This window comes from Catalinimonas alkaloidigena (genome assembly GCF_900100765.1).
Lineage (GTDB): Bacteria > Bacteroidota > Bacteroidia > Cytophagales > Flexibacteraceae > Mooreia > Mooreia alkaloidigena.
In genome coordinates this window covers 314215-327191 of the sequence record NZ_FNFO01000003.1, presented here as the reverse complement: position 1 = coordinate 327191, position 12977 = coordinate 314215, and the positions used below count along the sequence as shown (strand labels likewise).

The 12977-nt window shown below is 50.6% G+C and carries 16 protein-coding genes; 3 read left to right on the top strand and 13 right to left on the bottom strand.

From position 1 onward, the window contains the following. Nucleotides 1-213 precede the first annotated feature (213 nt). From BLR44_RS08505 to BLR44_RS08450, 12 genes are all read right to left on the bottom strand, one after another. Nucleotides 214-786: an OmpH/Skp family outer membrane protein gene (locus BLR44_RS08505; protein ID WP_089681282.1), complete on the bottom strand. Its 573-nt coding sequence runs from the start codon at nt 784-786 to the stop codon at nt 214-216. Nucleotides 787-842: 56 nt separating this feature from the next. Then, on the bottom strand, nt 843-1400 hold the full coding sequence (locus tag BLR44_RS08500; protein WP_089681281.1) for an OmpH/Skp family outer membrane protein: 558 nt from the start codon (nt 1398-1400) through the stop codon (nt 843-845). Between the two features lie 2 nt (nt 1401-1402). Then, nucleotides 1403-3937: an outer membrane protein assembly factor BamA gene (gene bamA / locus BLR44_RS08495; protein WP_089681280.1), complete on the bottom strand. Its 2535-nt coding sequence runs from the start codon at nt 3935-3937 to the stop codon at nt 1403-1405. A 4-nt stretch (nt 3938-3941) separates the two neighbouring features. Continuing rightward, nucleotides 3942-4694 (bottom strand): isoprenyl transferase, encoded by a 753-nt coding sequence (locus BLR44_RS08490; RefSeq protein ID WP_089681279.1) that lies wholly within the window; start codon nt 4692-4694, stop codon nt 3942-3944. 116 nt (nt 4695-4810) lie between these two features. Next, nucleotides 4811-5488: a type IX secretion system protein PorG gene (locus BLR44_RS08485; RefSeq protein ID WP_089681278.1), complete on the bottom strand. Its 678-nt coding sequence runs from the start codon at nt 5486-5488 to the stop codon at nt 4811-4813. A 74-nt stretch (nt 5489-5562) separates the two neighbouring features. Beyond that, a complete protein-coding gene (locus BLR44_RS08480) occupies nt 5563-6624 on the bottom strand; it encodes a DUF6089 family protein (protein ID WP_218127040.1) in 1062 nt (353 codons plus the stop codon). Between the two features lie 51 nt (nt 6625-6675). Next, a complete protein-coding gene (locus tag BLR44_RS08475) occupies nt 6676-7548 on the bottom strand; it encodes an NAD kinase (RefSeq protein ID WP_089681276.1) in 873 nt (290 codons plus the stop codon). A gap of 138 nt (nt 7549-7686) precedes the next feature. Then, entirely contained in the window at nt 7687-8352 is a 666-nt protein-coding gene (locus BLR44_RS08470; protein WP_089681275.1) for a CBS domain-containing protein, read from the bottom strand. Then, a complete protein-coding gene (locus BLR44_RS08465) occupies nt 8349-9113 on the bottom strand; it encodes an alpha/beta fold hydrolase (RefSeq protein ID WP_089681274.1) in 765 nt (254 codons plus the stop codon). Before BLR44_RS08465 ends, BLR44_RS08470 begins: the two co-directional genes overlap by 4 nt. A 44-nt stretch (nt 9114-9157) precedes the next feature. Beyond that, entirely contained in the window at nt 9158-9736 is a 579-nt protein-coding gene (locus tag BLR44_RS08460) for an anthranilate synthase component II (RefSeq protein ID WP_089681273.1), read from the bottom strand. Nucleotides 9737-9739: 3 nt separating this feature from the next. Further along, nucleotides 9740-10258, bottom strand: a complete 519-nt coding sequence (locus tag BLR44_RS08455) for a CvpA family protein (protein ID WP_089681272.1) — start codon at nt 10256-10258, stop codon at nt 9740-9742. A gap of 8 nt (nt 10259-10266) precedes the next feature. Then, nucleotides 10267-10722: a GatB/YqeY domain-containing protein gene (locus BLR44_RS08450; protein ID WP_089681271.1), complete on the bottom strand. Its 456-nt coding sequence runs from the start codon at nt 10720-10722 to the stop codon at nt 10267-10269. 54 nt (nt 10723-10776) lie between these two features. On the opposite strand from BLR44_RS08450, the gene BLR44_RS08445 reads away from it, so the two are divergent. Then, nucleotides 10777-11499, top strand: a complete 723-nt coding sequence (locus BLR44_RS08445; RefSeq protein ID WP_089681270.1) for a pyridoxine 5'-phosphate synthase — start codon at nt 10777-10779, stop codon at nt 11497-11499. Here the strand turns inward: BLR44_RS08445 and BLR44_RS08440 are convergent. Then, nucleotides 11483-12409, bottom strand: coding sequence for a PfkB family carbohydrate kinase (locus BLR44_RS08440; RefSeq protein WP_089681751.1), 927 nt, complete (start codon nt 12407-12409; stop codon nt 11483-11485). The two genes, BLR44_RS08445 and BLR44_RS08440, sit on opposite strands and share 17 nt — an antisense overlap. Before the next feature lie 198 nt (nt 12410-12607). Here BLR44_RS08440 and rpmG point away from each other — a divergent pair, with 198 nt between their 5' ends. Then, nucleotides 12608-12790 (top strand): 50S ribosomal protein L33, encoded by a 183-nt coding sequence (gene rpmG, locus BLR44_RS08435; RefSeq protein ID WP_089681269.1) that lies wholly within the window; start codon nt 12608-12610, stop codon nt 12788-12790. Nucleotides 12791-12793: 3 nt separating this feature from the next. Beyond that, nucleotides 12794-12952, top strand: coding sequence for a DUF4295 domain-containing protein (locus BLR44_RS08430; RefSeq protein WP_089681268.1), 159 nt, complete (start codon nt 12794-12796; stop codon nt 12950-12952). The last annotated feature ends 25 nt before the right edge of the window (nt 12953-12977 follow it).

Below are 12977 nucleotides of genomic sequence, written 5' to 3'. Positions count from 1 at the left end.
TGCGTTATTACAATGCTCTCATTATACGCGAGCAAAGCAGCAGACATATTTTGTAAGACCACTGTAATACATCTGTTGTCGACAGACCTAACGCGCGGGTCCGCCTACGCATTGATTACGTGTAGAGTAGGATGGAAGAGTAGTAGACAGGAGTGGCAACAAAAAAGCCTTTCAACTCAGTTGAAAGGCTTTGAAGATCAAGCGTGGAGTTGTTTACTTACTCGCTCCCGTTGCGTTGGCCGGAGGCTGTACGCCTAATTTCTTAAGCACTAGGTTCGTAACATTGTCTTCATCGGGGGCATGCAGAAGAATCTGGGTAGTCCCCAAACCTGCATCTGAGTTGAAAATGTAGGTGTAACCGTTTTCTTCGGCCACGCTTCTAATGGCTTTAGAAATTTTTTCTGTAACCGGCTCCAGCAAGCTCATCTGCTTTTTCTGAAGGTTATTTTCAGCTTCCTGTTGGAATTGCTGAATTTGCGTCTGCATTTGCTGCAGTTCACGCTCGGTGTTGGCGCGCGCTTCAGCGGTCATCGTGGTCTGACCGCGTTCGTAGTTTTCTACACGCGATTGGAAATCTTCTGCTTTTGCCTTTAGCTGATTTTCCAGCTGGCGGCTGTAAGTGCCTAATTCAGATTCGATTTGCTTGCTTTCGGGCATTACGCTCAGAATATAGCTCACATTCGTATAGCCAAACTTCATCGGCTTGGTGCTTCCTTGGGTTTGTGCCATAGCACCGAAAGAAAGCAAGAAGGCAGCAAGCGCAGCAAAAATAAGTTTATGTCTCATGGTCGTAGTCAACACAGTTTACAATAGAATAGATAATAGGTTTGGTTAATTTGCTCTTATTTGTTTTGGTACCGTTCGTTGTCGATCACGTCATTCGGATCGCCCAATCCCAGTTGTTCCAGCACATAGTCCGTATAGTCATGCCGAGGATCAGTATATACCAAGGCCATCCCGTCACTGGACTTATCGATCATCATTTGCAATCGTTTTGATCTGCAGACTTTCTCTACCGCCTCAAACACCTGATCCTGCACCGGTTTGATAAGTTCCTGCCGTTTCAGAAACATCAACCCTTCGAAGCCAAATATCTTCTTCTGCTCCTCACGGGCGGCACTGGCCTTCTCTTCAATGGCGGCCAGACGCTCTTTTTTCATCTCGTCCGTCAGCAGAATTTCTTCAGCACGGTACTCGCTACGCATGCGTTCGACTTCCTCGTTCATGGCATTGATTTCTTCCATCCACCCTTGCGCCAGTTGGTCGAACTCAGCTTGCGCTTGCTGATACTCGGGCATCTTGCTCAGCACAAATTCGGAGTTAAAATACCCCCATTTCTGTGCCTGTGCAGTGGTGCTAAACACAAAAATAAGTAGAAATAATGATGCCAACTTTTTCATACCTATCGAATTTGTTGACCAATCGTGAAAGTAAAGGCGTTGTGTAGGCTCTTCGGACCATCGAAAGCCTTACCGTAGTCGATACCAATCATCCCAAATGCAGGCATGAAGATACGAGCGCCGACCCCTGCGGAGCGGTATAGGGTGAAGGGATTGTAATCTTTATAAGTTCCCCAGTTGTTTCCTCCTTCCGCAAACGCCAGCACAAAAATAGTAGCAGAGGGGTTGGTCGAAATGGCGTACCGCAGTTCAGTAACAAACTTGTTATAGATAACCCCGTTGTCAGTCTGACCGGTTTTAGGATTGTAAGGGACAATCTGGTTGTCTTGATAACCACGCAACCCTATCAGTTCACGTCCTACTAAGAAGTTAAAGCCAGAAATACCGCTACCCCCCATCACAAAGCGTTCGAATGGCGTAATGGCCAAGGCTGAGTTGTAATTCCCGATAAAGCCCATATGCGCGCGGGTGTTAATGACCAACTTTTTGGCCAGCGGAATGAACCACGACGCATCGAACATCCACTTATGATACTCTAACCAGCGATTGTTGAAGCCAATGGGATCGACGACATCGCTAGGCAGTTGGTCCTCTAACAAGAGCGAATAAGGGGGCGTCAAGCTAACCGATAGAGTAAGCGAAGAGCCACTGGTGGGGAAGGTAGGCTGGTCAATGCTATTGCGCGATAAGGTGCTGTTAAGCACGACACTGTTGTAGTTCCCGTCCGTAACGCTAAGGCCAAACTGCCGGGCGTAAGTGTAATTATCCAGTGCGTAACGCTGGAAAGTCAACGAGTTGTTGAGCGAAAAGTAGTCGTCCGGGAAGCGCAGACGCCGCCCCAAACCTAAACTGATGCTTGTGATGCCCAGACCGCCGGTACGTGGGCTTCTGACATCGTAGACATTTTGGTAAATGTTCTGATTGGAGTGGCTTAGGTTAACGCTAAATGCGTTGGGCTGTTTTCCACCCAGCCACGGTTCCATAAACGAGAGAGAATAGGTCTGGTACGAACGGCCGCTGGCTTGCATTCGCACGGACAGACGCTGACCATCGCCCGCCGGCAGAGGACGCCAGTTGCGAAGTTTGCCCGCGTTGCGCAGGGAGAAGTTGTTGAACGTAACCCCCAGTGTACCTACAAAGCCGTAGTAACCACCCCAGCCCCCAGAAAGCTCGATTTGGTCACTGGGACGTTCCACCACGGTATAATTGATGTCTACCGTGCCGTCGGCGGGATTAGGAACGGGATTGATGCCGATTTGCTCCGGATCGAAGTAGCCGAGCTGAGCCAGCTCACGTTGCGAACGAATCAGCGCCGTGCGGCTAAATTTCTGCCCCGGGAGCGTACGAATTTCCCGCAGGATGACGTGATCGCTGGTTTTGGTGTTCCCCGTTACATTGACCGTCTTGATATCGGCCTGAGCACCTTCCGTAATCCGCATCTCAATATCGATCGAGTCACCCTCGACGCGTACTTCCACCGGATCGACATTAAAGAACAGATAGCCATCATCCAGGTAGAGCGAGCTTACGTCAAGGCCGGTGGGATTGAATTGCAAACGTTTCTGCAACGTTTCCAGATTATACACATCACCTTTCTCGATGCTCAAAACGCGCTGTAGCACCTCGTCGTCATATACGTAGTTGCCGGTCCAGGTAATGTCTCGGAAGTAATACTTGGTGCCCTCGTAGATCGTCATGTCGATGTTGATCGTCTCCTCATCGTGGCGGTACACCGTATCGCTGACAATGGCGGCATCACGATACCCCTGGGCATTGTAATAGGCAATAAGCTTTTCTTTGTCTTCTTCGAAGTTAGCGCGTGTGTATTTGGAGGGTTTCCAAAAACGCCAGGCATTTTTCTGTTTGGTTTCTTTAAGCTTACGACGAATCAGCTTGTTGCTGAATTCTTCGTTGCCTGCGATGTTAATAGTATTGACCTTGACTTTATTACCCCGGTCAACATTGATCAGAAGAGAGGCGCTGTTGCTGAGGATCGTATCATCTTGTTGGGTGATGTTGACCTCCACGTTCAGAAACCCTTTATCCATATAATACTTGCGGACGGTATTCTGAGCGTTCTTAACCAATGCGTCGGTGATGACGCGCCCCCGGATCAAGTTGATTTTATCCCGCAAATCGGAAATGTCGGATTTCCGTGCTCCTTTGAAATTGAAGCGCGACAGGCGTGGCCGCTCTTTCATGTAGAAGTCCAGAAAGATGTAGTTGCCTTCCACTTTGGTCACGTTGACCTCAATATCTCCTAGAATGCCCTGGTCCCATAACTTCTTGATGGCATTGCTGATCTCCTCACCGGGCACGGTAATCTGGTCGCCTACTTTCAGGCCGGTGATGGAAATAAGCGCGTTTTCGTCCAGAAACTTTACGCCGCTGATGGTGATGCCACCAATTTCGTATTTCTGAGGATTGCCATAGTCAAGCGACGGAGAAGTCTGGAGGGGCTGCTGGCCTAAGCGAAACTGAGCATAGGCAGGAGAAAGGAGTAAGAAAAGCAGGAGGGAGGATAAATAGCGCTTCATGCCGTCACGAACCAGGGGATATACTATTTTCAGTTACAAGTCCAAACCTGCGCTCACGTTTCTGATAAGCGAGGATAGCTTCATGCAAATGTTGCTTACGAAAATCGGGCCATAGCACCTCAGTGATAAAGAGCTCCGTATAGGCCATTTGCCACAGAAAGAAATTACTGATGCGCATTTCACCGCTCGTTCGGATCAATAATTCCGGATCGGGAATAGCGGAAGAGTTCAGCGCACGTCGAAATACGGCTTCGTCAATATCGTCAGGCAACAACTGTTTCTGCTCAACTTCGCGGGCCAGTTGCCGTACAGCATCCATAATCTCCCAGCGACCACTGTAATTCAGCGCCAGCACAAGGGTCATACGATCGTTGCTGCTCGTCAATTGAATCGCTTCGTGTAGTTCTTGCTGACAGGCTTTGGGGAGCCGTTCGGTATGTCCGATCGTTGCTAGCCGAATCTTGTTTTTTTGCAACGTGGGCAATTCGTTCCGAATGGTAGACACCAGCAACTGCATCAACGCGTCAACTTCTTCTTGCGGACGCCCCCAATTTTCCGTAGAGAATGCATACAGTGTCAAGAATTCCACTCCCAGTTCGGCACATCCTTCCACCGTTTCACGAACGGCTTTAATGGCATTGCGATGGCCAAACACGCGCATGGCTCCGCGTTTTTTGGCCCATCGACCATTACCGTCCATTATAACGGCAATATGACGCGGCAAATTGCCCTGATTTATGCGATCTTTCCCGTTCATCAGTTAGGGATACGGTGATAAAGCTATGAACACGCACAACTGAGGCGATCGTGCAGAAAAACAGGGCGCAAGTTAACAAATTTGCACCGCTTCCCGAACGCTTTCAGGCGATAGTTTTAGTCACCGAAGTAAGGGCAGGGAACGGTGTAAATGGTGTAACTGATCGTAACCCCCAGAAACCCATACCAGTCCTGTGTATACGGATTCCCGCGTTGCAGTTGCGTGGGGAGATCGGTATCGCTGGCATTGTCCAGGTAATCGGTAAATGTTTTTCGGGTTCCTAACTCCAGACCCAAGTTCCAGTTTCGGCTCAAAATGTACTTCATGCCCACACCGAAGGGTAACGAAGGCTGCAGAAAGAAGGGATCGGCGTTTTCGCGCGTCACGGCTGGCGAAAACATAAACATGGCTACTCCGCCAAAAATGTAGGGACTCCACCGGCGGTACTTTTCGTTTCGAAAGTCGAAAAAATTATACTCTGCGATGGCCGCCACTTCGAACAGCGTGGTGGAAAACGCAAGATCCAGGCTATCGGCAAATTCCGAGAGGTAGGCATCGCTGGCGCGCCGGGCATTGCCCGTCAGCCAGCCTCCCTGTACGTTGCCACGCAGCACGAACGAAGGCGACACGTTATAGCGCAGGAACAAACCGCCGGATGGTCGGAAGTTAGCGACATGCCAGAACGGATTAATGTCCCCTTTGTAATTAAATCCACCCAGTGCTGCCCCGATCTCTATTTTTTGTGCTGCCACTTGTAACGGAAACCAGGCAGCAAAAAAAATAGGAAAGAGCATACAGGCTTTTCCTACTTTTCTCATAGTACGCAAACGAGCAAATCAGGCGCAAAGTACGCGCCGCTCTAAAATTATTACCGGAATTTCGGTGCCGTGCCGCGGTTCGCTATGATGTAACGCAGCTTCAAGGCCGTCACGATAAAGAAGTCTTTTCCTTGGTTACCACGGATGGAACCGGGACCGTATCCTTGAGTTTCAGCATTGCCTTTCGAAGATTTTACCACGATGTACTGGGCAGAAGGAAAGTCAGGATTGGTCACCACGGTGAAGTTGCCGGGCATTACCGCATCCAGGTTTCTGGGGTCACCCGAAAGGATATCGTTGGCTTCGCCGGAGCGGTATGACATGGCACGGGCCAAATCTGAAGGCAGATCGGCCGGATCGGGGAAGAACGTGCTTACGTCATCCAGATAGTCGGTAAAGTTGATCCGGTAACCGATTTCAAACGCCAAGTCAAAGTTGGTAGCCACGGCGTATTTAACACCGATGCCCAGGGGAATATCAAGCTGAATCGACGAATAAGGAGACGTTTGTCCTTCCGTTCGGAGGGGCCGCAAGGCTTCCCATTTGCCGCCAAACTCTTCCGGTGCTTTGGCACGGGGTTCGTGCAGATAGACGCCGATTCCTCCAAACACGTAGGGGTTCAAAGGTGCACGACGAATGTAGACCGAGTTGTTGCCGATGAGGTCGTAAGAAGCAAAAAGCGAAAGCTCTTTCACATCATTCCGGAAATGGAGATTACGCAGGTAGCGGTATTTAGCCACCGGGTCGTCAGGATCTTGCGAACGAAAATCGCTGCCGCTGATGCGAATCCACGAAAAGCTACCACCTACTTCCACGTGCGGGTGAATACGCTTGGTAGCGTAAATGCCAATACTAGGTCTTGTCAAGGAGAAATCAGTACTGATGACTGACGTGCGAGGCACCAAATCGCCAAAGTAGTTGGCGGCGCCCACACTTACTCCTACCGTGGCGTAACGTTTAACCGCGGCAAACTTTACACGCGAGGTGAAGGTAGAAATCCGTCGGCTCTGCCGCCGCATGACGGTTTGCCTTCTTCGTTGTTGTGCTTGTGCCTCGAAATCGAGCGCGAACATTCCAACGAAAAGTACTAGAAGTAAAAATAGTTTTTTCATATTCCACTTGACATTTGCGACCTGCGAGAACCCAAAGGTAAGCATTAGAACTTAGTTCCTGATATCATAGCCCCAATTCAGCTTACTTCGGAGTGTATTTAAAAAGTTATATCCGTTCAGTTTGACCAGTTTCACCTGAAAATCCTCCTTTCGCACCGCCAATTGCACACCTGCATCGACGGTTTCGGAGCGAGAATCGAGCGAAACCAGAAAATTATTACTACGTCCTTCTATTTCAAACGAAATAACGCTGGTGTCGGATACAACCATCGGGCGTACGTTAAGATTATGCGGACTAACGGGCGAAATTATAAAATTCTTTGAATCAGGCAATACAACCGGCCCACCGCAACTTAACGAATAACCGGTTGAGCCCGTGGGTGTAGCGACAATTAAGCCGTCTGCCCAGTAAGAATTGAGGTATTCACCATCGATATAAGTGTGTACGACGATCATCGACGAAGTATCACGCTTCAGGATGGTAAATTCGTTCAAGCCGAAATTTAATCCCTGAAAAAGATTACAATCGGACTCCAATCTTACCAGTGTTCGGCAATCGTGCTCGTAGTAGCCTTCCATGACTTGCGCCAGGGCACTGTCGATCTGGTCGTTGGAAGTAGTCGCCAGAAAACCCAATCGACCGATGTTGATGCCTAAGATGGGCGTTTCTTTTTCGGCTACGTAAGTGACGGTTTCCAATAGAGTACCATCGCCACCCAGGCTGATGACCAAGTCGGCATCAAGTTCGTGACGGGTGTTGAAAAGGTGGTGGGGACCCGTTTCGATGCCGTTCTTCTGCAAGATGCTCGCATATCCCTGATTAAGCAGAAGTTCCGTACCATATTTCTGGAGCTTATTGAAAATGAGCTGCACCGAAGGGATATACACGCTTTTGAAATCCCGACCGTGAATAGCAATTTTCATAAGCGACGGTGCACTCTCCAGCGCAACGGCCGGCACAGACTATACTTTATGGGTACTTCCTCTCTTACGAAGAAATGGGTTGTGAGTTAGGGCGCAAAATACAAATCTTACGAGCGAAACGAAGATAAGCGGGGCCGCTTAAATATTAAGATATTTCAACAGGATGTCTAAGCGCTCCCGTTCAGAATCCTGTGCTTCGTTTTCGTGAAACTGTGCCACAATGTGGTAGCCAAAACGCTCCAGCGTGGCGGTGGCGTGCGAAATGTCGGTCTGGTTCAGCTTTAAGGTGAGGCGCAGTCGGTTGGCATCTTGCTCATCGTAGGTCACAAAGGCACTGAGCACTTTCATGTCGTTCGACTCAATAAGGCGGCTGATCTCCGAAAGCGAATAGTCGCGCTCCGTAAGGGCTAACACCAGAATGCCACCCCGCCGCTGTACGGCGTAACTTTGCGCAAACGCGGCTAACGTATCGTTCACCGTCACGACGCCTGCATAAAGCTGATCTTCGTCAAGTACCGCCACGGTGTGCACTCCGTTATCGATGGCGATCCGGATTACTTCGTAAAAGTGCTGGAAGTAACCTACGTAAGCTTTTTCGGCGATTAATTCCACACTACCGATTAAAGCCTCGGGTTGATTGCCGTCCATCAACATCGCCTCGCTGACCATGCCCAGGTAACGACGATCCTGGACAACAGGCAATTGTCGGATGGCAAATTCTTCCATCCAGGCTAATGCACGTTGCACCGTGTCGCTTGGTTTAAGCGCAGGAATCAGCGGATTGATGAGTTCTTCGGCCGTCATACAACTTGAGTAACTTCCAGAAAATGACTTAAAATCTGGTTAAACCGATCCGGGTGCTCCATCATCGGTGCGTGACCGCATTTGTCAACAAACCATAACTCCGAACCAGGAATCAGGCGGTTGAAATCGTGAGCAACCATGGGCGGTGTAATGGTATCGTTCAAACCCCATACCAAAAGTGTCGGGACCTGGATACGCTGAATATCTTTCGAGACGTTATGGCGCTGTGCCGACTTGGCAATGGCCACAATGCGCATGCACTTCGGAATGCTTTTCGTAATGTCGAACACCTCGTCGACCAGTTCTTTGGTTGCCGTAGCCGGATCGTAAAATGTATACGCGACACGCTCTTTGATGTAGTCGTAGCTGCCCCGCTTCGGGAAAGAACCGCCCATTGCATTTTCGAAGAGACCTGAGCTACCTGTCAACACCAAACGGCGCACATTGTTTGGATTGTTCAGTGTGTACACCAACGCGACATGCCCACCCAGCGAATTGCCGAGTAGCGTCAGGTCGGTTAACTGCTTGAAGGCCACGAACTCTTGGATGAAATCGACTAGGCCACCGATGCCCGCTTCTTTGATGGGCATCTCGTAGATGGGCATGACCGGAATCACAACGCGGTGGGTGGGACTGAAGTCGGCAATGACCCGGTCCCAGTTGCTGAGCGCTCCGAACAGGCCGTGCAGCAGCAGCAGCACATCGCCCTCTCCTTCATCTATGTACGTAAACCCGCGCTCTTTTTTAATCTGAAATGCCATAAAACGATGTATAAAGTGCCAGCAACCGCAAAATACTAGAAAGATTAACAAGCGCAATCGGATAAGTGATGCAAGTCAACCCAGTTTTTGAGCATCTGCAACCCGTATTCTGTCAAGGCGGCTTCCGGATGGAACTGCCATCCGTGCAGCGGCCACGTCCGATGCGCTAACCCCATAATTTCTCCCTGTTTGGTCCGCGCAGTGACCTGAAGCGATGCCGGAAGGTAATCTAGCAACAAAGAATGGTACCGTACCACATTAATTTGTGGTGGAAGCGTACGGAAGACAGAATCGTCGCTTAATTGTACCTGCGACAGCTTGCCATGCATCGGGTAAGCTGCTTTGATCAATTCAGCTCCAAAGTAGACGCCAAGGGCCTGGTGCCCCAGACAGATGCCCAGCATTGGGAGGCGTTGGTGATAGTGGTCGATCACTTCCATCAGCCTACCAGCCTGTTGCGGCGTACCTGGGCCGGGTGATAGCACCACACCGTCGACGGGCTGTTCAAAAAGCCGCTCGGGCGGTTCGTCGTTGCGCCGCACACTACAAATAACGCCCAGTCGGGCAAAATAGTCTACCAGATTAAAGGTAAACGAATCGTAGTTGTCAATCAACAACAGCACGGGTCATGCCGAAAAATGTAGCGACTTAATCCACTCCTGCAGGGCCGGAAAGGTGGTCGTCAGCCATCCGGCGACCGCAGGCCCTAGCGTAGCGACAAACGGGTAGATGAACGTGCCTTCGGTGTAATCGGTCGGAAGCTGCAACTGCACCAATTGCGCCGCCCAGAGCAAAAGGCCCAGCGTGAGTAGACTCTTCAAAATGCCGACTAATGCACCGGCAATGCGGTCGAGCCAACCCAAAAGCGTCAGCCTAATTACGTCACGCAGCAGCAGCGCCAAACGGTTCAGGCCCCAGAATACCACCAGAAAAATGATAATGAAGGCTGCAAAAGGAGCCAGAAAGGCAATCTTTTCGGCATAGGGTGCCAGCAAAGCCGTTCCCCAATCCATCAGCGCAAAGGCCACCACCAACCCCACCAAGGCTCCCAGGGTACTGACCACTTCCACAATCAACCCTGCCTGAAAACCACGGTAAGCGCCCCAAGTCAGTGGCACCAGAAGAATGATGTCGAGGGGCTCCAACGGTGTACTTACAGGTTAGACAGCACGTTGCGTGTAACGGCCGCGATGGTTTTGCCTTCGGCCTGTCCGGTTAATTCCTTGCTGGCTACGCCCATCACTTTGCCCATGTCCTGCGGACCGGCAGCGCCCACCCGGTTGGCAATGGCGTTGATCAGCTGGTACAGTTCTTCTTCGGAAAGTTGTTTGGGGAGGTAGCGCTCAATGATGGCCAACTGCCGCAATTCCGTGTCGGCCAGGTCCTGACGGTTTTGCTGTTGGTAGATGTCGGCAGCTTCGCGGCGCTGTTTCGCTGCCTTGGTCAACAGCTTGATCTCCTCTTCTTCGCTGAGGGTGCCGTCGCCACCTTCCTTTGTTTCTTCCAGCAGAATTAGCGATTTGATGGCTCTAAGCGTTGCCAGTGTATCTTTTTCCTTCGCACGCATGGCTTCTTTTAAGTCAGCGTCTATCTGCGTTTTCAGGCTCATGATTTTTCGGTAAAACGTTTACTTTGCCGCAAAGTTAGTAGAAAAACCAGGGAGATGACCAAACTCAGTGTCAACATCAACAAACTCGCAACCCTCCGCAATGCGCGGGGAGGCAACAATCCAGATCTGGTAAAGGCCGCGCTGGACTGCGAGCGATTCGGAACACAGGGCATTACCGTTCACCCCCGCCCCGACGAGCGACACATTCGTTATCAGGATGTGCTTGATCTGAAACCGGTTCTGTCAACGGAGTTCAACATCGAGGGCCGTCCCGACGAGCGGTTCATGCGCCTTGTGGAAGAAGTGCGGCCTGCGCAGGCTACGTTGGTGCCCGATGGCCCCGATGCCATTACCTCGAACGCCGGGTGGGATACCCTGACGCATCAACATTATCTGCAAGACATCATCCGACAGCTCAAACGCTGGGACGTACGCACTTCGATTTTCGTGGATGCCGATGAGCGCATGGTCGAAGGTGCAGCCGAAACCGGAACGGACCGGATCGAATTGTACACAGAACCTTATGCGCAACTCTATCCGTCCAATCCTGCCCAGGCAGTAGCGCCTTTCGTCAAAGCCGCGGAACGGGCCAAGGCACTGGGACTAGGCCTGAATGCCGGACACGACCTGGACCTCCACAACCTGAAGTTTTTGCAGGAGCAGATTCCCTACCTGATGGAAGTATCCATCGGGCACGCGCTGATTTGCGATGCGCTTTACTTCGGACTGGAAAATACGATTCAGCTCTACCTGCGTCAGCTTAATTCGTCAGTGTAATCTCGCACTGCACCAGGTCGATAAATTCCTGGACGCGCCCTTCAATGGCATCGGGCGAAAGGTTTTCGAGGCGTTCGGTGCCGAATCGCTCTACGCAGAACGACGCCAGGGCTGAGCCGTAAATGATGGCGCGCTTCATGTTGTCGAACGAAATGTCGCCAGTACGTGCCAGGTAGCCGATAAATCCTCCGGCAAATGTATCGCCGGCACCCGTCGGGTCGAATACCTCTTCCAGTGGCAGGGCCGGTGCAAAAAAGACTTCGTTGCCGTGGAACAGCAGCGCTCCGTGTTCTCCTTTCTTGATGATCAGGTACTTGGGACCCATGCCCATGATCTTGCGGGCGGCCTTTACCAGCGAATACTCGCCGGAAAGCTGCCGGGCCTCTTCGTCGTTAATCGACAGGACATCGACTCGTTTTAGTACCGCTTGCAGGTCGGCCAAGGCGATGTCCATCCAGAAGTTCATCGTGTCCATCACGATCAGCTTCGGGCGCTTCTTCAACCGATCAATAACGGTCGACTGTACCGCGGGTGCCAGGTTGCCCAGCATCAGAAACTCACAGTTCTGGTACGCATCGGGAATAATCGGGTCGAAATCGCCCAGCACGTTGAGTTCCGTCACGAGCGTGTCGCGCGAATTCATGTCGTTGTGGTAGCGCCCGGCCCAGAAAAACGATTTCTCGTTTTCGCGGATTTGCAAGCCCTCGGTGTTGATGCCTTTTTGCCGGAACAGCGCAATTTTATCCTTCGGAAAATCGCCGCCGACTACGGCCACCACGTTGACCTGCGATGCAAAAAAAGACGAAGCCAAAGCAATGTAAGTGCCTGATCCTCCGATAATACGGTCTGTTTTGCCAAAGGGAGTTTCGAGGGCATCGAGCGCTACGGAACCAACAACGAGTAAGCTCATAAAGAATAGAAGTCGAATGAATTGAAAAAGCGGCGTAAAGATGCCGCTTTTCCCGTAATTATCAGTAAGGCTGTAAGAAATGTCTTGGTGCGATGGCCGGGTGCGAAGCAAAAGCGAAAAATTAATAAGGAGGGGGATGGTTTTATTAAATCGCTTTTTCTAAATTTGCGGTCCTTTTGAATCAAAGAAGCTTATCCAATGGCAAAGAAAGGTAACCGGATTCAGGTCATTCTGGAATGCACTGAACATAAAACGACCGGACTTCCCGGTACGTCTCGTTACATCACGACCAAGAACCGGAAAAACCATCCGGAGCGTCTGGAATTGAAGAAATACAACCCCGTTCTTAGAAAATATACCGTTCATCGGGAAATCAAATAAACTATGGCTAAGAAAGTAGTTGCAACCCTGAAGAAAACCGAGGGTGTCAAGAACTTCACGAAGGTGATCAAGGCAGTAAAATCGGAGAAAACCGGTGCCTATATCTTCAAAGAAGAGATCATCCCTCAGGAAATGGTGAAAGATTTTCTGGCTGGTAAGTAAACCAGCTTCGACATCGTACCTTCTT